This window comes from Sulfitobacter noctilucae (assembly GCF_000622365.1).
In the GTDB taxonomy this organism is placed as follows: domain Bacteria; phylum Pseudomonadota; class Alphaproteobacteria; order Rhodobacterales; family Rhodobacteraceae; genus Sulfitobacter; species Sulfitobacter noctilucae.
In genome coordinates this window covers 1569055-1590903 of record NZ_JASC01000014.1, presented here as the reverse complement: position 1 = coordinate 1590903, position 21849 = coordinate 1569055, and the positions used below count along the sequence as shown (strand labels likewise).

Here is a 21849-nt window from a genome sequence, read left to right as displayed (position 1 = left end):
TCCTTGCCAGGGGGGCAGTCAGGCCTGCCGGTCAGGTGCCAGCATGAAGGTTTCAAAGAAGGATGCCAAAGCGCCAGTCGCGGTCAATGGCAGAACCTGCGTGACAAACTGATCCGGGCGCACCACGACCAAGGCACCCTGCCTACGGTCAACACTGCGCAGATCAAAGACATCAGCTCCGGATTTCAGATCAGGACAAAAGGCTTTCTCATAATCCGTCAGACCATACCGGCCTTTTGTAGGGCGCAGCAGTGGGGACAGCCTGTCAAACTGCATCTCGCGGTGTGGCTGTTGAAAGACAGCACGCAAATCAATCACAGAATCAATATCGGCCTCTTGGGGTGTATACCGCCGGATCGGGCTGGCGGGTGCGCTACTCAGCCACTCACAAAGTGCCGAGATTTCGCCGCCCGCCTGACCCTCATCATTCGCCCCTGCAAAGGCCATCAGCCGCCAGCGTCCGTCTGCCCTCAGCGTATGGCCCAGTTGCATCGGCTTGCCATCGCCCAGCCGGATCACCGGGGCGGAGTGAAACCGTTTGCCCACTGTCAAACCGTTGGCCAGATCCTGATACGCCGCGTCGCCGGTGATCATCGAAGGGTCATAGCGCGTCTCGACTCCGGCGGTATAACGCCCGTGTTTCTTGAAATAGCGCTGGAACTGCGCGGCCTCTGCCGCGTCCTTGGGCTTGGCGCTGAACAGCCGCGCCATGTCGCGGTCAAAGTCGATCAGCTCTTTGGCCTTGGCCTGCCGTTCGCCTGAATAGCTGTGCAGCAGCGCGGGTACCGCCTGACCGCGCAGCACGGCGGCCAGTTTCCAGCCCAGATTGAACGTATCGGCCATCGAGACATTCATCCCCTGACCGGCCTTGGGGCTGTGGGTGTGGCAGGCGTCACCGGCGATAAAGATGCGCGGCGTGCGGGTGGCGCGTTCTGTCTCGGGCACATCGTCGAACTGGTCACAGACGCGCTGCCCGATCTCATAGGCCGACCACCATGCGACCTCCTTTACCTCCAGCGCATAGGGGGCAAGGATGTCGCGGGCTTTCTCGGTCAGCTTCTCGGCGCTGACATTCCGGTCGGCGGCGCGTTCGTCGCCTGTCAGCGCGTCCAGCTCGATGTACATGCGCACCAGATAGCCGCCCTCACGCGGTATTATCAGCATGCTACCGTGCTCCGCTGACTGAATCGCGCATTTCAGGCGGATGTCGGGGAAATCGGTCACGGCAAGCACATCCATCACACCCCAAAGCTGACGTGCCGCTTCGCCTTGCAAACTATGCCCCAAGGCACCGCGCACCGCACTGCGCGCGCCATCACAGCCCACCACGAAGCGTGCGCGGATCGTCTCGGTCCGGCCGGTTGCATCAAGGCACTCAAAGGTGGCGGTGACGGGCTCGTCGGGGGCGCTGGCCGGGGTCAGCGTGGTTAGGGCGCGGTTGTAAGCAGGTTCCATACGGTGTGAAGAATGGCGCATAAGATCCAGATAAAAATCATGAATACGCGCTTGGCTAAGAATGACGTGGGGCATTTCGGACAGATCATCCTCGACGTCCTGAATGCGGTCGGCGCGGTGCAGGCCAACACCGTCCGCTTCAGGGCGCCAGAAGGCTACCTCGTTCACCCAATAGCTTTCCTTCAGTACTTTTTCGGCAAAACCGAAGGCTTCGAACATCTCGATAGAGCGGCAGGCGATACCATCCGCCTGACCCATTTCCAGCGGTCCGGCTTTTCGCTCCATAATTCTGGTGGTGATGTCAGGGAAGGCCGACAGCTGTGCCGCCAGCGTCAGCCCCGCAGGGCCACAGCCGACGATCAAGACATCCACATCATCGCGTGCTTCCTGCGCGGGTTGCACGGCGGGGTCACCGGGGCGAAATCCGTCAAGGTGGTACTGCATTGCGCGTCTCTATTTGGTAAGTACGCATACTAAATAGTGGACGACGCGATCGCATGTCAATATAGTAAGTATACCTACTTTCTCGGAGGCAGTATGACCGACAGGATTTCCCTGGACCATATGCCCGGCCATTTGATCCGGCGTTTGCAGCAGCAGTCGACAGCGGTGTTTCAGGACCGCATCAAACATGCAGGGTTTGAGGTCACATCAGTCCAATTCGCCGCCCTTGAGACGCTCAGCCATAAGGGCGAAATGGATCAGGCTGCCCTGGCCAGACGGATCGCCTGTGACCGCGCCACCACCGGCGGGGTAGTCAAACGATTGGAAGCACGCGGATTGATCCGCAGAGTGCCCGATGCCACGGATCGCCGAGCCTTCCGGCTTAGCCTAACAGAGGAGGGGAATGCGCTCCTGACAGCCTTGCGCCCTGTGGTCGCACAAGCGCAGGAAGCAATATTGCCGGGGCTGACGGGTGCCGAAAGAGCGCGTTTTCTCAGTTTGGCGTCGAAAGCGCTGGAACCCTAAGGTTCAGACCTCTTCGATGCGCAGGGCCACGGGCGCTCCAGCCAATACACCCGTGCCGTCCATCGCAGCGATGGCCGCTTCGATGTCGGTCTGCGTGGTCTTGTGGGTCACAATCAGCACCGGCGCAGAACTATCGTCGTGCTCATACTGGCGCATCCGGTAGATGCTGACGCCCGCTTCACCCAGAACGGTGGCAATCTTGGCCAGCACGCCCGGTTTATCGACCAAAGTCATGCGCAGATAATAGGGCGCGGGCATCTTAGACAGGGCAGATTTTGCGGCGACAAGGCTGGTCGCAGGTTGACCGAACACAGGCCCGCGCAAACCGCGTGCAATGTCGCAAACATCTGCCATCACCGCGCTTGCGGTTGGCCCTTCACCGGCACCGGCCCCGCGCAGCACGATCTGACCCACGGCATCGCCTTCGAGGACGACCATATTGGTGCCGCCGTCCAGCTGACCCAGCGGCGAGGTGTCGGGCACAAGGCAGGGCTGCATGCGCTGCTCAAGCCCGCGACCGCTCATCTGCGCGACGCCCAGCAGTTTGATCTTGTATCCCATGTCGGCAGCGGCGCGGATGTCCTCGATGCTGACCCGCTCGATCCCCTCCAGCTGGATGCCGTCAAAATCGACCCGCGCGCCAAAGGCGATGGCCGACAGGATCGCCAGCTTATGCGCCGCATCAATGCCGCCCACGTCCAGCTGCGGATCGGCCTCAAGATAGCCCAGCCCATCGGCTTCGGCAAAGATCTCCTGATAGGTTTTGCCGGAGTTCTCCATCCGCGTCAGGATGTAGTTGCACGAGCCGTTCATCACGCCCATCACGCGCTTGATCTCGTTTCCGGCCAATCCCTCCATCAATGTCTTGATGACGGGGATGCCACCTGCAACTGCGGCCTCGTAGCGGATCGCTCGGCCCTCCGCTTCGGCCAGTTCGGCCAGCGCCTGACCGTGGATCGCCAGCATCGCCTTGTTGGCCGTGACCACGTCTTTGCCTGCCTTGAGCGCTGCTTCGGTGGCGTCCTTGGCAGGGCCGTCTTCGCCGCCCATCAATTCGACAAACAGATCAACGTCATCGCGGGTGGCCAGCGCCACGGGATCCTCTTCCCATGCGTAATCCGAAAGGGTGATGCCGCGGTCCTTGTTTTTGGAACGGGCAGAGACGGCGCTGATCGAGATCTTGTGCCCGGTGCGCGCCTCAAGCAGAGCGGCCTGCTGCCGGATGATGCGAACCACGCCGACACCGACGGTGCCAAGCCCTGCTATTCCAAGACGAAGAGTATCAGACATGCGCGCGGTCCTTTTGTTAAATCATGGCCGGTGTTTGCCACGCGATGTAGCGGGTTCGCGCGACCCTTGCAACGCGGCAAAGCCACCCCCGGCCAGTGATCGCAGCCGCTATCTCAGGCCCTGTTCCAACCGCTGCTTTTCCGCATCGCTTAGGACTGTGCCGCGCATCCGGTCGGCGCGGGCACGCAAGCCCGACAAGCGGCTGTTCAATGCGGCTTCGGTCTGGACCGGATCGGGGCCGGGTGTGGTGGCGCGGTTCAGCAACGGGGCAAGCGGCACAAGCGCGGGATAGTCGGCGGCTTCCAGCTCAGCCGTCTGGGTGCGGTCCAGATCAGGAAACTGGGTGCAACCTGCAATACCCAGCGCAGAGGTCGTCAGGGTGCAAAGAAGATAGGCGCGTATCATATATTGTGTTTGCACCAGCACCCGCAGCCACGCAAGCGGCTTTGCTTTTGAACGATTGTTCATTAATTTGCTCCCATGGCACGCACCACCGGATCACATGCAGGCATTACAGGCCCCAAAGTGCGCAAAGCCGCTTTGCGTCTTTTTGCGCAGCGTGGCTATGCGGCCGTGTCGATGCGAGCCATCGCGGCAGAGGTGGGCGTGCAGGCGGGGGCGCTATATAATTACACGCCGGACAAGCAGACATTGCTGTTCGAGCTGATGTGCGGCCATATGGAAGACCTGCTGGCGTCGATGCCGCAGGGGCAGGGCGCCCCGCTGGCGCGGCTTGAGGGATTTGTGGATTTCCATATCCGGTTTCACGCGGACCGGCCCGATGCGGTTTTCATCGCCTACATGGAGCTGCGCAATCTGAACCCCGAAAACTTTGCCACCATCGAAGCCCTGCGCCGTCGATATGAGGATGCACTCGAAGCGATCTTGCAAGAGGGCGCTACGGCAGGGGCCTTTGGCGTCAAGGACACCAAGATCGTCACCCTTGCGATCATCGCCATGCTGACCGGAGTGAACACCTGGTTCCGGCAAAGCGGGCGGCTGACGCTGGATGAGGTTGTGGCGCAGTATTGGGACATGGTGCGCAAGTCTGTCGGCGTGGCATAGACTAACGCGCCAGCGGTCTGAAAAGCATCCACCGGCGCATTCGTGGTTAATCGGCGGTAATGTTTGACGGTGGCTCTGGTTCAGTACAGCTTGCGCCGCAGGATCTGGCGCATCGGATCAGCGACCCGAAAGGCCGGCTGATTGTTGCCTGTGTGACCCAAAGACAGCGACACACCTGCACGAAAGGTATTCTGGCCCGCTGCCGCATCCTGGCCCGTCAGCCAGTCACGCGATGCTTCGGCGAAGACCGATGCGGGGGTGTTGTTCAGCCGGGACTGAACGCCAAGAGTTGCTTCATGGGCGACGGCATCGAAGGTTTCCTCATCAAATTCGGTGATGTCGTAATGCGCATAAGCCCGTGTGCCCGGCGTTGCCTGCCAGTGCAGACCGCCGCCTGCGGTGATCCAATCCATATCATTATCGGTCGACACGCCAATGCTGCCGCGTAACTCGATATTGAAGCCTTGTGCGACCTCAAACATCGCAGCCGCACCCACCTGGCCATATGTTGCAGAGATGTCGTTTTTGTCCGCGACCATCGCGCTTAGCCCGTATTTCTGTCCCTCCCGCGGGGTCATATAGACCACGGTGCCCAGTCGCCCGACACCACCGGTGGCGCGTTCTTCGTACTGCAAATCGAATTGAGCACCGTGGTGTTCGGTGATTGCCACATCTACAGTGGCACCGACATATCCGCCCTCCAACTCCTGGTTCGAAAAACCCAAGCGCAGCTCGCCACCGATGATGCCCAGACCGGAATCGGCCAGGACAGGGAGGGACAGGACGGGGAACAGAAGAACGGCTGGCAAGAGAGAACGGCGCATTGAAACTTTCCTTTGATAAAACTAAGCGGTACCGGCCCCCGTCGGTTCTGACGTCAGGTATCGCCCAGTTTTCACTTTTCGGAAAGTTGTACCTTAACAGATGGTTAAGAGGTAAATTGGTTAACTTGATTAATGGGTATGAACGCGGCAGCGGGCGCCGCCGCGTTCTGTGACCGTACTAAAATCTAGTGGGCAGGCTTGATGAAAGTGCCGTTGCGCAGCTCAGCAAGGGCCTGTTCCAACTCGGCGCGGGTGTTCATGACGATGGGGCCGTGCCAGGCGACAGGCTCCTCAATCGGCGCGCCCGAGATCAGCAAAAAGCGGATGCCCTCGGGGCCGGCCTGAACAGTCACCTCATCGCCGGTGCCAAAGCGGATCAGGGTTCGGTCGCCGGACATGTCGCGGATGTTGACCTCTTCGCCCGCGACTTCTTTTTCCAGCAGAACGCCCGAAGGTGTCGATGCATCGGCAAAAGCGCCCGCACCCTGAAAAACATAGGCAAAGGCGCGGCGGTAGGTATCAATGCGAAAGGTCTTCTTAACCCCCGCGGGCACAGTAATATCTAGGTACTGCGGATCGGCGGCAATGCAATCCACCGGGCCGGTCTTGCCCCAGAATTCACCGGTAATCACGCGGACATGGGTGCCGTCGTCGTCGGTCACTTCGGGAATCTCGGCGGATGTAACGTCCTGATAGCGGGGGGCGGTCATCTTTTGATCCGACGGCAGATTGCCCCAAAGCTGGAAGCCGTGCATCTGGCCGCGCGCGTTGCCGTGCGGCATTTCCTGATGCAGGATCCCGCGCCCGGCGGTCATCCATTGTACGTCGCCCGCACCAAGTGACCCGTTGTTGCCAAGGCTGTCGGCATGATCGACTGTCCCTTCCAGCACATAGGTAATGGTCTCGATCCCGCGGTGAGGATGCCAGGGGAAGCCCTTCTCGAAATCCCGTGGGTGCTCGTTGCGGAAATCATCGAACAGCAGAAAGGGGTCCAGCTCGCTGGGATCCTGAAAACCGAACGCACGATGCAGTTTGACGCCTGCACCTTCCAGTGTGGGGGTGGCGCGGCGGGTCTCTAATGTGGGTCTAAGGGACATGGGGGAACTCCTTTGCTCGGATCATTAAGAGATGGGCCATGCGCAGGGCGTGTTCAACGGCCTCAGCGAACGCAGCTTGTGCGTGAATGCGCAGAGCGTTCTGGGGGTTGGCTTTGCGTAGGTAACCAACAACGCATTGCAGAAAACGGGGGTTCGCAAGCAAAGGTCGTCTTTGGGAAAGACAGGTCGCGGATGGGGCGTACTCATGGCAGGCAGAAATCGCCAAGGAGACGGGCATGAAGGTAGGGTTTATCGGGCTGGGCAATGTTGGCGGCAAGCTGGCGGGATCTCTGCTGCGCAATGGCGTTGATCTGGCGGTGTTTGATCTGAACGCGGAACACGTGGCCGGTTTTGTAGCGCGTGGCGCACGGGCAGGTGGTTCGGCGGCGGCGCTGATGCAAAGCTGTGATGCGGTGATCACCTGTCTGCCCAGTCCTGCCGCCTGTGCCTCGGTCATGGCCGAGATGTTGCCGCATGTAGGTCCCGGCAAAATCTGGATGGAGATGTCGACTACGGATGCAGATCAGATCAAGGATCATGCTAAGGCGGTCATTGCACGCGGCGGGGAGGCGGTAGACTGCCCCGTTTCGGGCGGCTGTCACCGGGCAGACACGGGCAATATCTCGATCTATGCCGGGTGTAGCCGTGCGACGTTCGACAAGGTGCTGCCGGTCCTGACACATATGGGGCGACGCATACTGCATGTGGGCGATGTCGGTGTATCCAGCACGTTAAAAGTGATGACTAACTATCTGGCAACGATTAATCTTTTGTCGTTGTGCGAGGCGTTGACGGTGATGAAGGCAGCCGGAATGGACCTTGGCGTGACCTATGAGGCAATTGCTGCGTCGTCGGGCAATTCCTTTGTTCATGAAACTGAGAGCCAGTTGATCCTATCGGGGGCTCGGAATGTGAACTTCACACTCGATCTGGTCCAGAAAGATGTCGGCCTTTTCCAGAAGTTAGCGGATGAACATCATGTGCCGCTTGAACTGTCGCCATTGATGATTTCGATGCTGACAGATGGCCAGGCGCGCTGTGGAGAGGCGGCGCAATCGGACCGGATGATCGAAAGACTGGAAGAAGCCACGGGGCTGAGCATCACAGCACCCGGTTTTCCGACCGAACTGGTGGATGATGAGCCCGAAGAACGCGGGTATGAAGTGCCGGTGCGCGCGGGGGCGTGACCGTGTTGCCGCGCTTTGCGCGAGACAATTTTTGGCGCTTAAGGCGGGTGTGCTCGCAGGGCATCTGCGGTGTGGCTGGATGGGGGCTGGACCCCTTTTTGCTGAGAGGTGCTTGAGGGATCAGAATAATCCTCAAGTCACCTTACCAAGGGTGGTGGCGATTCTGCGCAGCCTCAAGGACGGGCCGGGCAAGCCTGGTCGCTTTGCGATCCTTGACCCGCGGAGAATCACCGGTTTGGCCATCAGACCAGGTGGGCGAGTTCCAGCGCGCACAGGACAGCGAAAGAGAGCATGCTGGCGGCAAGGGCGCGGATGAAGCGGGCGCGTTTTAATTCGCGCAGGCGTGAGACCTTGAGTATTTCGTAGCATATCTCATTGTGCCAGTCGGGATCACCAGTGGCATCGCACAATGCGCTGAGGTCTTCGAAACGGGCCGTTTCCACGTACATCAGGCGGCGCGGTTCGGTATCGCCTTTATGGATTTTGGGTGCCAGCCGGCGCGAGGGATAGAGGACCGCGCCGAACAGGAACAGGGGGGCCATCACGATGCTCCAGAAGACCACGAGCGCCATCATTCCGCCGTCGCTTGCACGAGGGAACCCCGCGCTGGCGTTGGCCACGATGTTCAGGGCAAAGGTGTATCCGATGCCTACGATCTGCGCTTTTGTATCATAGCTGCGCACGGTTGCCTGTGCTTCGGCAAGCGTGAGTTCGAGAAAGCGCAGGGCGGCGGTGGTATCGGTCATCAGCAGTTGGGGATATTCACGGCCAGACCACCCAACGAGGTTTCTTTGTATTTCTCGCTCATGTCTTCTCCGGTCTGGCGCATCGTTTCGATACAGGCGTCCAATGGCACAAGGTGGGTGCCGTCGCCGCGCAGGGCCAGCGATGCCGCAGAGACGGCTTTGATCGCCCCCAACCCGTTGCGTTCGATGCAGGGGACCTGCACCAGACCTTTGACCGGGTCGCAGGTCATGCCAAGGTGATGTTCCAGTGCGATTTCTGCGGCGTTTTCGATCTGTTCTACCGTACCGCCCAGCACGGCGCAAAGACCGGCGGCAGACATGGCAGCGGCAGAGCCGACTTCGGCCTGACAGCCCGCTTCGGCACCAGAGATGGAGGCGTTGAATTTCACCAACCCACCGATGGCGGCGGCGGTCAGAAGGAAATCTTCGATATGGGCCTCTGATGCGCCGGGCACATGGTCGAGGTAATAGCGAAGTGTCGCGGGCAGCACGCCCGCCGCACCATTGGTGGGGGCCGTCACAACCTGGCCTCCGGCCGCGTTTTCTTCGTTCACGGCCATCGCATAGGCGCTCATCCAGTCGTTAACTGTATGTGGTGCGGATTGGTTCGTTCCACGCTCTGCCAACAGAGCTTCATGAATGCCTTTGGCGCGGCGTTTGACATGCAAACCACCCGGCAGGGTGCCGTCCGTGCTCAGCCCGCGGTCGATACATTCGTTCATCACCTGCCAAAGACGTTTGGTGCCGGTTTTAACATGCACCTCGCCATTGCGGGACACCTCGTTGGCGCGTTTCATCGCGGCAATGGATTTACCGGATGATTTTGACATTTCCAACATCTCGGCGGCGGATTTGAAAGGGAAGGGTACGGGCGGCCCTTCATCGGTGTCTTTGCCGGCGGCAAGCTCGGCTTCCGTCATCACAAATCCGCCACCGATGGAATAATAGGTTTCGCGCAGGGTCACGTCGCCTTGTGCGTCTGTTGCCATCAGCATCATGCCGTTGGCATGGCCCGTCAGCTTTGTGTCATAGTCAAAGAGTAGATCGGTTTTGAGGTCAAAGCGTAGAGGTGGCAGTCCGTCGACGGTGATTTGCTGCTCTGCGGTGATCGCGGCTAACGCGGCTTCCGCCTGTGATGCGTCATATGTTTCGGGGGTAAAGCCGGCAAGCCCCAGGATTGTGGCGCGGTCTGTCGCGTGCCCAACACCAGTGAAGGCGAGACTGCCATGCAGCGAGGCGCGGACGCCGGCGAACTGGAAGGGCGAGGCACGCATCAGGTTGAGAAACCGCGCGGCGGCCACCATCGGACCCATGGTGTGGGAGGAGGAGGGGCCGATGCCCACTTTGAACATGTCGAAGACAGAGAGGAACATTGCACGGCAGCCTTCTATCGAACGCGGATTTTTGCAACCCCGCACCAGATGGTTCTGGCAAGTTTCCGGCGGGTTGCGTGTGCGAATACGACCATTTCAGGTGATCCAGCGCAAGGTTGGGAAAAAAGCGGTCTCCTGCACTCGCACCCTGCAGGGAATCTGCCTATAAGCCCCCAAGACCATCTGCATTGGAGCTGCCCCATGGCCGGAGAATTATCCCCCATCGACAAAGCGAAATTCGTCGCCGCTAAACGCGCCGCGCAATATGTCGAGGACGGCATGCGCGTGGGGCTGGGCACCGGATCTACCGCCGCATGGCTGGTGCGTTGTCTGGGTGAGATGGTGCGCGACGACGGTTTGCGCATCAAAGGTGTGCCAACCTCCAGCCGTACGGCAGCGCTTGCGCGGGATGTGGGCATCGAAGTGATTAGCCTTGATGAAGCGAAGTGGCTGGATCTGACCATCGACGGTGCAGACGAGTTCGATGGCGAGTTGAACCTGATCAAAGGCGGCGGCGGCGCGTTGCTGCAAGAGAAGATTGTCGCCACAGCCAGTGACCAGATGGTCGTGATCGCCGATGTTGGCAAAGAGGTCGAAACGCTGGGTGCGTTTCCCTTGCCGGTCGAGGTGATCCCCTTTGGCTGGCAAACCACGCAGGCTCTGGTCGAGGAAACGTTGATTTCGATGGACGTGCTGGGGCGCAGTTCTACTTTGCGGATGAACGGCGAGGTGCCGTTTGTGACCGACGAGGGCAATCATATCCTTGATCTGCACCTCAACCGGATCGGAAATGCGCGGCAATTGGCGCTGGTGCTGAACCAGATGCCGGGAGTGGTGGAGAACGGCCTGTTTATCGACATCTGCGATGCGGTCGTGATCGGCTATGGCGATGGCCGGGTCGAGGTGCGCGATATCAACGAAGGCACTGTCGCTACCGAACGGCTGGATTTTGTGGAAACAGACAATTTGTTTTCTGACCTGAGCGACTAAGGAACACCAACATGGCAGATAAATTCGATTACGACCTCTTTGTCATTGGTGGTGGCTCGGGCGGGGTGCGCGCAGCGCGTGTCGCAGCAAGCGAACATGGTGCCAAAGTCGCCTTGGCCGAAGAAGACCGCTATGGCGGGACCTGTGTGATCAGGGGCTGTGTGCCGAAAAAGCTGATGGTTTTTGCGTCTGAATATGCGCGTGTGCCAGAAGAGGCGGCGGCCTATGGGTGGGACTTCAGACCGGGACCATTTGACTGGCACGGCTTCAAGGGGAAATTGCATGGAGAGCTGGACCGGCTTGAAGGCATTTACCGCAAGCTTCTTGATGGTGCAGGGGTCGAGATGTTTGACCAACGTGCCGTGATCAAGGATGCGCATACTGTCGAGTTGTCTGATGGTACGACCAAGAGGGCAAAGCATATTCTGATCGCCACAGGTGGCGCGCCGGTGCGGCCTGACCTGCCCAATGCCGATCTGGGCATCGTCTCGGACGACATCTTTCATCTTGAACAGCTGCCGAAATCCATGCTGATCATCGGTGGCGGCTACATCGCGTGCGAATTTGCCTGCATCATGAACGGTCTGGGTGTCGAGGTGACGCAGTATTATCGCGGTGCGCAGGTGCTGCGCGGATTTGACGAAGAAGCCCGCGGGTTGGTTGCCGAAAGCATGCGCGATAGCGGTATTGATCTGCATGTAGGCAGCAACATCGTTGAAATGACGCGGGTCGCGGATCGCAAGGACGGACCACAGCCGACGGCTTCGGACGCCTCGATGGGGGCTTCTACGCTGGATGCATCTGCGGCAAGCGATGATGGCGATGTCGCGCCAAACCGCTCCGGCCCGATCTGGGTGAAATCCACCAACGGCGGTGAGAAGGTGTTCGATACGGTGCTGTTCGCCACTGGTCGCAACCCCTCGACCAAGGACATGGGCCTTGAGGATGTGGGCGTAAAGCTGGGACGGCGGGGCGAGATCGTTGTCAATGAATACAGCCAGACGGATGTGCCATCGATCTATGCGATTGGCGACGTTACCGACCGGGTGAACCTGACGCCGGTCGCGATCCGCGAAGGGATGGCCTTTGTACAGACGGTTTTCGGCGGAGAGCCGACACCGGTGGATCACGAATTGATCCCAAGTGCGATTTTTACCCAGCCGGAAATGGGCACCGTTGGCATGAGTGAAGAAGACGCGCGTGACGCCGAAGAAGTCGAGATTTACTGCACATCGTTCAAACCGATGCAGACCTCGTTTGCCGGCGCGTCAGATAGGGTGCTGATGAAACTGGTCGTTTCCAAAGAAACACGCGTGGTTCTGGGCTGTCACATCGTCGCACCGAATGCGGGTGAGCTGATCCAGATGGTGGGCATTGCGGTCAAAGCGGGGCTGACAAAAGAGCAATTCGACGCGACTTGCGCGGTGCATCCGACCATGTCGGAAGAGCTTGTGACCATGCGCAATCCAACGCGGACGACTTGAATTCAAGCCGTTTGCAACCACATGCCTAGCATGGAAGAACGGACGTTTGCCGCGAAATAGCGGCATAAAAAGGGGAAGAAACTAGATGGCTGGAAACAACGGCGGCCCTTGGGGCGGCGGCGGAAATTCAGGTGGCGATGATGACGGGCGCAAAGAGCCGTCCGGGAACCGTGGCAACAATGGTGGCGGGCGTGGTCCCGGCGACAAGAACCAAATCCCCGAGATCGACGAGTTGGTGAAAAAAGGCCAAGAGCAGCTGCGCGTCTTGATGGGCGGCGGCGGTGGCCGCGAACGCGTGAATGGCGGGGGCGGCTCTGGCGGGGGTGGTCCTGTGATCACCCGCGGCACAGTCGGTCTTGGCATCGTGGCGGCAGTCGTCGCTTGGAGCTTTGCAAGTTTTTATACGGTCCGGCCCGAACAGCAATCTGTTGAGCTGTTCCTTGGTGAGTTCTCGGAAGTGGGGACCGAAGGTCTGAACTTCGCGCCTTGGCCTTTCGTAACAGCCGAAGTGTTCGACGTAACGACCAACCGCACCGAAGAATTGGGTGTGCGCCGTGGCAATTCGGACAACGAAGGTTTGATGCTGACCACGGATGAAAACATCGTGGACATCGACTTTCAGGTGGTCTGGAACATCAAGAACGCCGAACAGTTCAAATTCTCGCTGCGCGATCCAGAAGCGTCAGTCCGCGCCATTAGCGAATCTGCGATGCGCGAAGTGATCGCACAATCCGAGCTTGCGCCGATCCTCAGCCGGGACCGGGGCGCTGTGGCTGATCAGGTCAAAACCCTGATCCAGACCACCTTGGACAACCGTGAAACCGGCATCAATGTTCTGCGTGTCAACCTGAACAAGGTCGACCCGCCCAGCCAGAATGTAGTCATCACCAACGCCGATGGCACGACGACCCAAGGCTCTGTTGTGGATGCCTTCCGCGACGTGCAAGCCGCCGAGCAGGAACGTGACCGGGTCGAGCGTCAGGCGGATGCCTATGCAAACCGCCGCACTGCCGAAGCGCGTGGTGAATCCGCGCAATTGCTGGAAGCCGCTGAAGGTTACCGTGCGCGCGTTGTAAACGACGCGATTGGTGAGGCGAGCCGCTTTGAAGCCGTTTTGACCGAATACACCGCCGCACCCGAAGTGACGCGCAAGCGTTTGTATCTGGAGACAATGCAGAAGGTACTGGGCGACGTTGACAAGATCATTCTTGAGAACGGCGGCGGGGACGGACAGCAGGGTGTCGTGCCATATCTGCCCTTGAACGAGCTGCGTCGCAGCGGAGGAACGAACTGATGAAAAAGATGGGATTTTTGCTGCCCGTCGTGGTGGTTGCGATTGTTGCGGCGCTGTCTGCGATCTTTGTTGTAGATGAACGTGAGAAAGCGCTGGTGCTGCGTTTCGGCCAGATCAAGCAAGTGGTGACCGACCCCGGTATCGGGTTCAAAGTGCCGCTTCTGGACGAGGTTGTCCGGTTTGAGGACCGTATCATGAGCCTTGAGACCGAGGTGATCGAAGTCACGCCTGCCGATGACCGGCGGCTCGAGATCGACGCTTTCGTTCTCTACCGGATTGATGACATTGTGCAGTATCGCCAAGCGATCGGTGCCGGCGGCGAACGTCAGGCTGTGAACGACCTGAGCGGTATTCTGGAATCGCAGATCCGTGCGGTTTTGGGTTCTCAGGGTGTGACATCCAACACGATCCTGTCGCCAGAGCGTTCCGCACTGATGGACCAGATCCGTGTGCGTGCGGATGCACGCGCCAATGCTTTGGGCCTCAAAGTTGTGGATGTGCGCCTGCGCCAGACCAACCTGCCGGAACAGAACTTTGACGCGACGCTGCAGCGCATGATTGCCGAACGGGACCGCGAAGCGACTGACGAACGCGCCCGTGGCCGCGAGGCCGCGCAGCGGGTCACGGCCTTGGCCGACCGGACCTACGAAGAGATCCTCTCGGAAGCACGTCGCGACGCGCGGATCATCGAAGGTGAAGCCGACGCCGAGCGGAACCGCATCTTTGCGCAGGCCTATGGCAAGGATCAGGAGTTCTTTGAATTCTACCGCTCGCTGACCGCTTACGAGGAAGCGCTTCAGGGGAGCAACTCCACAATGGTGATGTCGCCTGACTCGGAGTTCTTCAACTACCTGCGTTCCGATCAGGGCAGCCGCTCTGTCGAGGGAGAGCGCAATTGAGCTTGCTCTTGCTGGCTTTCGGGCTGGTCATGATTTTCGAGGGGCTGGTGTACGCACTGGCCCCTTCGCTTTTGGAACGAATGCTGGAAGCCCTGCGGCAGATGCCAGAAAGCGCAGTCCGCCAGATCGGCGCATTGGTCATCATCGGCGGGCTGGTCCTGGTTTGGTGCGCGTTCCAACTCGGTCTCTGACAGCACCGTGACGGGTTCTGCGCGACAATTGCACGGCCGCGTGTTGAAAACCCTGTGAACGACTACATCTTTCATATTGCGGCAGGGACACCGGCGATGCACTCTGTTGTTAATGAATGCCGGGCAGTTGCGCCCCAACGACCAAAGCAGGAGAACCACCCATGCACCCACAGGCTCCCACGCGCCGGGCCACTCAGGTCCCCCATCAGCAAAAGAACCACCGCGCTGTACCGGCACGGGCCAAGGTAAAATCTCTTTCGCTGACCGAAAGTATGCTTTTCAAGGTGATGATGCTCGGCGTTTTGGCGGTTGTGCTGGTCGTCGCGCAAAGTATCGCAGCATTTGCCAAGCCGGAGAGCCTGGCACCGCTCGCAGAAAAGATCAGCCCCTCTGTGGTCAACATTACAACCTCGACGATGGTTGAGGGGCGTACCGGCCCGCGTGGTATCGTGCCCGAAGGTTCCCCGTTCGAGGACTTCTTTCGCGAGTTTCAAGACCGCAACCATGACGACGAAAGTCCAAGAGCGCGGCGTTCCTCAGCCCTTGGGTCGGGTTTTGTCATCTCAGAGGATGGTTTTGTTGTTACCAACAATCATGTGATCGAAGGCGCGGATGAGATCACAATCGAATTCTTTTCCGGTGCGGAGTTGAAAGCGACCGTGATCGGCACCGACCCGAACACAGACATCGCGCTGTTGAAGGTCGAAGCGGAAAACGCACTTCCCTTCGTGAAATTCGGCGACAGTGATGCTGCCCGCGTGGGCGACTGGGTGATCGCTATGGGCAATCCGTTGGGGCAGGGCTTTTCTGTGTCGGCGGGCATTGTTTCTGCCCGCAACCGGGCGTTGTCCGGCACATATGACGACTACATCCAGACCGATGCAGCGATCAATCGGGGCAACTCGGGGGGGCCTCTTTTTAACATGGCCGGTGATGTAATCGGTGTGAACACGGCCATTCTGTCGCCTAACGGCGGCTCGATCGGTATCGGCTTTTCGATGGCGTCCAATGTTGTCACCCGCGTGGTTGACCAACTGAAAGAATATGGCGAAACGCGGCGCGGTTGGCTTGGCGTGCGTATCCAGGACGTGACCGAAGATGTGGCGGACGCGATGGGTCTCGCCTCTGCCAGCGGCGCGTTGATCACCGATGTCCCCGAAGGACCAGCCAAGGAAGCAGGTCTGCTGACGGGTGATGTCATCATGTCCTTCGATGGCGTTGACGTCGAAGACACCCGCGGGCTGGTCCGTCAGGTCGGCAACAGCCCTGTCGGGGCCTCGGTCCGCGTGACCGTCATGCGCGAAGGCAAAAGCCAGACCATTCTGGTGGTCCTTGGACGCCGTGAAGATGCCGATGCGTCCGAGCCTGCGGACGGATCTGACCCCGAAGACAGTGCAGAGCCACAGACCAAGGATTTGCTGGGCCTGACCTTGCAACCGCTGACGGACGAGATGCGCGAAGAGCTTGGTGCCGATAGCAATACGGATGGTCTTGCAGTGGTCGCAGTGGATGAAACCTCTGAAGCCTTCGAGAAGGGCTTGCGGACCGGTGACATCATCACCGAAGCGGGCCAGCAGAAGGTGACAAGCATTGACGATTTGGAAGCACGTGTGACCGCGGCAAAAGACGGCGGACGCAAGTCTTTGCTGCTGCTGGTGCGCCGTGCGGGTGACCCGCGTTTCGTGGCACTGTCGCTCGAAGACTGATCCGCAGCAGGCGGTGCGAATTGTAAGGGGCGTACCAATGGTGCGCCCCTTTGCTGTTGCACTCTAATCCGTTGTGCTGCGCGGCACGGCCACCAACCCCAGACTGCGCGCTGTCTTGAGCGACAACACCCCGCTGTCCAGCCCCTCTTGTTGTTGCACGCGCAGAATGGCCTCTCGGGTCGCATCGTCCATCACACCCGTTGCAGCGCCGGCATAGCTCCCGCGTACCTTCAGCGCCCGTTGCAGGGAGGAGACGAATTCAGCCGTCAAGACATCGGGGCAGGGAGTTTCAAACCAGTTGTCCCGGCGGGGCGTGACAATCTCCTGCCGGTTTTCGGTGCTGTAGACCGGCGGTTTGCCCACAGTACCATCAGAATTGACCTGCGCGGGTTTGATCTGCACTTGCGTCTTCACCGTCTCGATCACGGCTGGGCTGATCGTTTTGCCCCAGCAGGTGCCGGGGGCCGCCCCGGCAGGTCCATTGCGGGTCGCCTCCATCACACCCGGCTCGGGTGGCGCATCGGCGTCCGGCCCGGTCGCGGCAGGATCGCAGGCGGCAAGCCCACCAATCATGATGGCCAGAAGGGAAAATCGGCGCAGACTTGCGGCGGGAAACTGGGAATAACTCATATGCTCGAACCTTTGGTCTTTTGCCGCCAGCATAACCCCTTCACGGCGCACTGCCCAGAGCCGCATGGCTGCGGCACAAAAGGGGGTGGCAGCGCCGCGCCGGCCCCGTTAGAAACCATCAAAGACATTATCGAACGGGAACGGAACGATGGCAAAAATCACTTATGTGGAACACGGCGGCACGGAACATGTGGTCGATGTGGCCAATGGCATGACGGTCATGGAAGGCGCACGCGACAACAATATTCCGGGCATCGAGGCGGATTGCGGCGGCGCCTGCGCCTGCTCGACCTGCCATGTCTACGTTGATCCGGCCTGGGTCGAGAAAATCCCGGCCAAGGACGACATGGAAGAAGACATGCTCGATTTTGCGTTCGAACCTGATCCGGCCCGCTCGCGCCTGACTTGCCAGATCAAGGTGACCGATGCGCTGGACGGTCTGCGCGTACAGATGCCTGAAAAGCAGATCTGATGCGACGGGCTCTTGCCGCTGCGCTATTCTGGCTCGCGGCAGGGCCTCTTTCCGCCGCTCCGCAAATCGCCTCGGCCGTCTATGCGGAGCCGACAACCCGCTACCCCCACGGGGTGCTAGGGGACAAAGAGGAGTGGGGTGCTCTCACTATTGTTGTGCGCGATCCTGCAATTCCGTCTTTTGAGAAAACCTACCAGTTGCGTCTACCCGAAGCGCGTGTCTTCGAAGATTTGAGCCCGCGTTTGACTGACCTTGATGATGTGCCCGGTCCCGAAATTATCGCGGTGGAGAGTCATCAGGACAAAGGTGCGAGGCTGGTGGTTTTCGGCCTCGACGGGGCGGGTGCGCCAGTGGAACGCGCCGCGACGGAGTACATAGGAACGCGGTTTCGCTGGCTGGCCCCGGTGGGCATTGCCGATTTCGATGGCGACGGTGTGCAAGACATCGCGATCGTCGATCGTCCACATCTGGCCCGCCGTCTTGTCATGCTGCGCTACGGAACGGGCAGGCTGGAAGAGCACGAACTTCCCTTCAAGCTTACAAATCACCGGATCGGAGATGACTTCATCTCGGGCGGGATGCGCGATTGCGGGCAAGGACCGCAAATGATCCTGCTCACGCCGGATTGGATAAGGATCGTCGAAGTTTCATGGCAAGACGGCGGGTACCACAGCCGCGACATTGGCCCAAACACCAGCCGCCAAGCAGTGCAAAGCGCAGTTGCCTGCCGCTGACCCCTATCTTCACCCTTTTAAAAATACCATAGTGCAGCGCCTGCCGAATGCGGTCCGCTTATTCGAGCGCGCGCCATCCGATATCACGGCGGAAGAACCCTTCGGGCCAGTCGATCTGGTCAACCATCGCATAGGCTCGCTTTTGCGCTTCGGCCAAGGTATCGCCCCGCGCCGTGACATTCAGAACACGTCCGCCCGTCGCGGTGATTGCACCGTCTTTTGCGGTGGTACCGGCGTGAAAGGTCATGTTGCGGCTGTCTTCGGGCAAGGTGTCCAGCCCGCCGATCACTGACCCTTTTTCATAGGCTCCGGGATACCCTTTTGCGGCCATGACCACCGTCACTGCATGATCATCGGCCCAGTTCACGCGCATATCGGCCAGCCGCCCTTCAGCGGCGGCATGCATCAGATCAAAGGCCTGCGCGCCCAGACGCATCATCAGCACCTGGCATTCAGGATCACCGAAGCGGGCGTTGTATTCGACCAGACGGGGCTGGCCATCCTTGATCATCAATCCGGCATAAAGCACGCCCTGATAAGGTGTGCCGCGCCGCGCCATTTCGGCCATGGTAGGGCGGATGATCTCGGCCAAGGCTTTTTCCGCAATCGCATCTGTCAGCACGGGGGCAGGGGAATAGGCCCCCATGCCGCCGGTGTTGGGGCCGGTGTCGCCATCGCCCACGCGCTTGTGATCCTGAGCCGTGCCGATGGGCAGCACGGTCTCGCCATCGCAAAGCACAAAGAAAGACGCTTCTTCGCCTTCCATGAATTCCTCGATCACGACCTCGGTGCCTGCATCGCCAAAGGCCCCGTCGAACATTTCATCAACCGCCGCCGCAGCCTCCGCGTCGGTCATGGCGATGATCACGCCTTTGCCTGCGGCCAAACCGTCCGCCTTGATGACGATGGGCGCGCCTTGCTTGGCTACATAGGCGCGGGCGCTGGCGGCATCGGTGAAATGGCCGTAGGCTGCCGTGGGGGCCTGCGCGGCATCGCAGATATCCTTTGTAAAGGCCTTTGAGGCTTCGAGCTGGGCCGCTGCAGCGGAAGGACCGAAAACATTGAACCCTGCCGCACGCAGGTCGTCGCCGACCCCTGCGGCCAGCGGCGCCTCAGGGCCGATGATGATGAAATCAATGCTGTTGGATTCGCAAAAGGCGATCACAGCGGCACCGTCCATGATGTCGATACTGGCGCAATCAGCGATGGCGGCAATGCCGGCATTCCCGGGTGCCACGATCAGCTTGTCGCATTTGGGGTTCTGCAAGGTGGCCCAGGCGAGACTGTGTTCGCGCCCGCCGCTGCCCAAAATAAGGATGTTCATGGGCAAGCCCTCCCTTGGCCTTTGACTGGGGGCGTTCTAAGCTGTGCGGTAGCAAGGGGCAAGGCAAAGACGATGGACCTGATCGACGATCCTATGGAAGGGCAGAACAGCCCCGAGTTTTCCGTGACCGAACTGTCGGGCGCGATCAAACGCGTGATCGAGGGCGAATTCGGCCATGTGCGCATCCGGGGTGAGGTGGGCCGCGTCAGCCGTCCGCGCTCGGGGCATATCTATCTGGATCTCAAGGACGACAAATCGGTCATCTCTGGCGTGATCTGGAAAGGTGTCTCGGCGCGGTTGGAGACCCAGCCGGAAGAGGGGATGGAAGTGGTGGCCACCGGTCGCATCACCACCTTCGGCGGCCAATCGAAATACCAGATTGTCATCGAAGACATCAAGCCTGCGGGCATGGGTGCGCTGATGGCGCTTCTGGAAAAGCGTAAGAAAATGCTGGCGGCAGAAGGTCTTTTCGACACCGCCCGCAAGCGGCCTCTTCCCTACCTACCGGAGGTCATCGGCGTGGTGACCTCGCCCTCTGGGGCGGTGATCCGTGATATTCTACACCGATTGCGCGACCGGTTTCCGCGCAAGGTGCTGATCTGGCCTGTGGCGGTGCAGGGGGCAAAATGTGCGCCTGAAGTGGCCCGTGCGATCGCCGGATTCAACGCGCTGAGCCCCGGCGGTGCCTTGCCCCGGCCTGATCTGCTGATTGTGGCGCGGGGTGGTGGCTCGGTCGAAGACCTTTGGGGCTTCAACGAGGAGATCGTGGCACGTGCCGCAGCAGCGTCCGAGATCCCACTGATTTCAGCGGTGGGGCATGAGACGGATACCACGCTGATTGATTTCGTCTCGGACAGGCGGGCACCGACCCCAACAGCGGCGGCAGAGCTAGCCGTGCCGGTCCGGCACGAACTGGCCGCATGGCTCGACGGGCAGGGCGCGCGGATGGGCCAGCTTCTGAGCAACGGGTTGAGCGCACGCGGCCAACGGCTGCGCGATCTGGGGCGGGCGCTGCCCCGGCCCGACACCCTGCTGGACGGACCGCGCCAACGTCTGGACCGCGCCGGTGAGCAATTGGGCCCTGCACTGATCACCGGCGTTCAACGCCGCCGCGTGCGTCTGGCAGATGTATCGGGGAGCCTGCGGCCCGCCACGCTACGCCAAAGGCTGAGAACCGAAGAGCAGCGTCTGGCCGGATTGGCCGCGCGACTTGATCCGGCCTTGACGCGCGCCTTGACCAGCAAGCGCGAGCGGTTCGAGACGCGCGCACAAAGGTTCCGACCTGTTGCACTGGAGCGGGACAGGAGGGCGAAAGCGGACGCTTTTGCGAAACTGGTCAAGCGTCTATCTGATGCCGGTCAGCGGCAAACACGGGATTGGCGTGGGCGCTTGGCGGGCATGGAACGGCTGCGCGAGACCCTGAGCTACAAGTCGACACTGGCAAGGGGTTATGCGGTTGTGCGCGGCGATGGTGCTGTGGTCACAGGCGTCAAAGCCGCGCAAAAAGCAGGCGCTCTGGAGATCGAGTTTGCCGATGGGCGTATGACTGTGGGAGCGGCGGGCGCTGCCCCGCGCAAGAAGCCTAAAGAGCCACCGCCCGAACAGGGCAGCCTGTTGTAGCGTCAAGACTGCGGGAGGGCAGAGTACCTGAGGTATCTGGCGCACTGCGGTATATAAGGCCAAAAAGAGAAAGGCGGCAGGCGTCGGGTGCGTTTGATCAGACGCCGATTTTGGGGCCAAGGCAGAGCATTTTTTCTCCGCCTTCTTCGGCTTCGTAAAGTTCGGTGGTGTTGGGGCGGTTCTCAAACCGGGCGATCAGGCCGGAGGCACCACGGGTGAAGCTCCAGCATTGCGGGTTCGGGTTGTTTTCATAGACAAAGCAGATGAGGCCTGCGTCTTCGTACCATTCGCCGGCTTTGCAATCGCCGTCGAGAAAGGACCATTCCACGCGGCGGTTATCGTGATAGATTTCAGCCCCGTAGGTCTGCCCGTTCTGACCATAGAACAGCGTTTTGCCGCGGGTATAATTGTCAAATTGTTCGGCCGTCATCAGGTCCTGTGCGAGGGCCGGGGCGGCGGTAAGCAAGAGTGCAATCAGGGAGGCGCGTAGAGTCATGCT

21 protein-coding genes and 1 pseudogene are annotated in these 21849 nt (G+C 60.1%); 12 read left to right on the top strand and 10 right to left on the bottom strand.

What is annotated here, in order from left to right:
• Positions 1-18 precede the first annotated feature (18 nt).
• Positions 19-1899 carry an FAD-dependent monooxygenase gene (locus tag Z945_RS0117895; protein ID WP_025053466.1) on the bottom strand — a complete coding sequence of 627 codons (1881 nt, stop codon included), beginning with the start codon at positions 1897-1899 and terminating at the stop codon, positions 19-21.
• A gap of 93 nt (positions 1900-1992) precedes the next feature.
• On the opposite strand from Z945_RS0117895, the gene Z945_RS0117890 reads away from it, so the two are divergent.
• On the top strand, positions 1993-2424 hold the full coding sequence (locus Z945_RS0117890; RefSeq protein ID WP_037971151.1) for a MarR family winged helix-turn-helix transcriptional regulator: 432 nt from the start codon (positions 1993-1995) through the stop codon (positions 2422-2424).
• Between the two features lie 3 nt (positions 2425-2427).
• Here the strand turns inward: Z945_RS0117890 and Z945_RS0117885 are convergent, their stop codons facing one another.
• Together Z945_RS0117885 and Z945_RS0117880 are read right to left on the bottom strand one after the other, a co-directional pair.
• Positions 2428-3714, bottom strand: a complete 1287-nt coding sequence (locus Z945_RS0117885; protein WP_025053464.1) for a homoserine dehydrogenase — start codon at positions 3712-3714, stop codon at positions 2428-2430.
• 108 nt (positions 3715-3822) lie between these two features.
• Positions 3823-4182, bottom strand: coding sequence for a hypothetical protein (locus Z945_RS0117880; RefSeq protein WP_025053463.1), 360 nt, complete (start codon positions 4180-4182; stop codon positions 3823-3825).
• Between the two features lie 12 nt (positions 4183-4194).
• On the opposite strand from Z945_RS0117880, the gene Z945_RS0117875 reads away from it, so the two are divergent.
• A complete protein-coding gene (locus Z945_RS0117875) occupies positions 4195-4779 on the top strand; it encodes a TetR/AcrR family transcriptional regulator (RefSeq protein WP_025053462.1) in 585 nt (194 codons plus the stop codon).
• Between the two features lie 80 nt (positions 4780-4859).
• On the opposite strand, the gene Z945_RS0117870 is transcribed toward Z945_RS0117875, so the two are convergent.
• Together Z945_RS0117870 and Z945_RS0117865 are read right to left on the bottom strand one after the other, a co-directional pair.
• Positions 4860-5603 carry a hypothetical protein gene (locus Z945_RS0117870; RefSeq protein ID WP_025053461.1) on the bottom strand — a complete coding sequence of 248 codons (744 nt, stop codon included), beginning with the start codon at positions 5601-5603 and terminating at the stop codon, positions 4860-4862.
• A 185-nt stretch (positions 5604-5788) separates the two neighbouring features.
• Complete coding sequence (locus Z945_RS0117865; RefSeq protein WP_025053460.1) at positions 5789-6700, bottom strand: pirin family protein; 912 nt, start codon at positions 6698-6700, stop codon at positions 5789-5791.
• A gap of 185 nt (positions 6701-6885) precedes the next feature.
• On the opposite strand from Z945_RS0117865, the pseudogene Z945_RS0117860 reads away from it, so the two are divergent.
• Positions 6886-7887 (top strand): annotated as a pseudogene (locus tag Z945_RS0117860) (NAD(P)-dependent oxidoreductase); the annotation flags it as partial.
• A 242-nt stretch (positions 7888-8129) separates the two neighbouring features.
• Here Z945_RS0117860 and Z945_RS0117855 read toward each other — a convergent pair.
• Together Z945_RS0117855 and Z945_RS0117850 are read right to left on the bottom strand one after the other, a co-directional pair.
• Complete coding sequence (locus Z945_RS0117855) at positions 8130-8633, bottom strand: Pycsar system effector family protein (RefSeq protein ID WP_025053458.1); 504 nt, start codon at positions 8631-8633, stop codon at positions 8130-8132.
• Positions 8633-10006: an L-serine ammonia-lyase gene (locus tag Z945_RS0117850; protein ID WP_025053457.1), complete on the bottom strand. Its 1374-nt coding sequence runs from the start codon at positions 10004-10006 to the stop codon at positions 8633-8635. Before Z945_RS0117850 ends, Z945_RS0117855 begins: the two co-directional genes overlap by 1 nt.
• 201 nt (positions 10007-10207) lie before the next feature.
• Here Z945_RS0117850 and rpiA point away from each other — a divergent pair, with 201 nt between their 5' ends.
• The 6 genes from rpiA to Z945_RS0117820 all read left to right on the top strand — a co-directional run bounded on the left by rpiA (position 10208) and on the right by Z945_RS0117820 (position 16570).
• Entirely contained in the window at positions 10208-10996 is a 789-nt protein-coding gene (gene rpiA / locus Z945_RS0117845) for a ribose-5-phosphate isomerase RpiA (RefSeq protein ID WP_025053456.1), read from the top strand.
• A gap of 11 nt (positions 10997-11007) precedes the next feature.
• Positions 11008-12480: an FAD-dependent oxidoreductase gene (locus Z945_RS0117840; protein ID WP_025053455.1), complete on the top strand. Its 1473-nt coding sequence runs from the start codon at positions 11008-11010 to the stop codon at positions 12478-12480.
• Positions 12481-12565: 85 nt separating this feature from the next.
• Complete coding sequence (hflK, locus tag Z945_RS0117835; protein ID WP_025053454.1) at positions 12566-13774, top strand: FtsH protease activity modulator HflK; 1209 nt, start codon at positions 12566-12568, stop codon at positions 13772-13774.
• On the top strand, positions 13774-14673 hold the full coding sequence (gene hflC / locus Z945_RS0117830; protein ID WP_025053453.1) for a protease modulator HflC: 900 nt from the start codon (positions 13774-13776) through the stop codon (positions 14671-14673). The genes hflK and hflC overlap by 1 nt, the downstream gene beginning before the upstream one ends.
• Positions 14670-14864, top strand: a complete 195-nt coding sequence (locus tag Z945_RS0117825) for a DUF2065 domain-containing protein (RefSeq protein ID WP_025053452.1) — start codon at positions 14670-14672, stop codon at positions 14862-14864. Before hflC ends, Z945_RS0117825 begins: the two co-directional genes overlap by 4 nt.
• A gap of 287 nt (positions 14865-15151) precedes the next feature.
• On the top strand, positions 15152-16570 hold the full coding sequence (locus tag Z945_RS0117820; RefSeq protein ID WP_420911465.1) for a DegQ family serine endoprotease: 1419 nt from the start codon (positions 15152-15154) through the stop codon (positions 16568-16570).
• A 63-nt stretch (positions 16571-16633) separates the two neighbouring features.
• Here Z945_RS0117820 and Z945_RS0117815 read toward each other — a convergent pair whose 3' ends face one another.
• Positions 16634-17200 (bottom strand): peptidoglycan-binding domain-containing protein, encoded by a 567-nt coding sequence (locus Z945_RS0117815; protein WP_037971481.1) that lies wholly within the window; start codon positions 17198-17200, stop codon positions 16634-16636.
• A gap of 148 nt (positions 17201-17348) precedes the next feature.
• Here Z945_RS0117815 and Z945_RS0117810 point away from each other — a divergent pair, with 148 nt between their 5' ends.
• Both Z945_RS0117810 and Z945_RS0117805 read left to right on the top strand, forming a co-directional pair.
• Positions 17349-17672 carry a 2Fe-2S iron-sulfur cluster-binding protein gene (locus Z945_RS0117810; protein ID WP_025053449.1) on the top strand — a complete coding sequence of 108 codons (324 nt, stop codon included), beginning with the start codon at positions 17349-17351 and terminating at the stop codon, positions 17670-17672.
• Positions 17672-18406: a hypothetical protein gene (locus tag Z945_RS0117805; RefSeq protein WP_025053448.1), complete on the top strand. Its 735-nt coding sequence runs from the start codon at positions 17672-17674 to the stop codon at positions 18404-18406. The genes Z945_RS0117810 and Z945_RS0117805 overlap by 1 nt, the downstream gene beginning before the upstream one ends.
• 58 nt (positions 18407-18464) lie before the next feature.
• Here the strand turns inward: Z945_RS0117805 and purD are convergent, their stop codons facing one another.
• Positions 18465-19730 carry a phosphoribosylamine--glycine ligase gene (gene purD / locus Z945_RS0117800; protein WP_025053447.1) on the bottom strand — a complete coding sequence of 422 codons (1266 nt, stop codon included), beginning with the start codon at positions 19728-19730 and terminating at the stop codon, positions 18465-18467.
• A 72-nt stretch (positions 19731-19802) separates the two neighbouring features.
• On the opposite strand from purD, the gene xseA reads away from it, so the two are divergent.
• Positions 19803-21350 (top strand): exodeoxyribonuclease VII large subunit, encoded by a 1548-nt coding sequence (xseA, locus tag Z945_RS0117795; protein ID WP_025053446.1) that lies wholly within the window; start codon positions 19803-19805, stop codon positions 21348-21350.
• Between the two features lie 97 nt (positions 21351-21447).
• On the opposite strand, the gene Z945_RS0117790 is transcribed toward xseA, so the two are convergent.
• On the bottom strand, positions 21448-21846 hold the full coding sequence (locus Z945_RS0117790) for a hypothetical protein (RefSeq protein ID WP_025053445.1): 399 nt from the start codon (positions 21844-21846) through the stop codon (positions 21448-21450).
• Positions 21847-21849 lie beyond the last annotated feature (3 nt).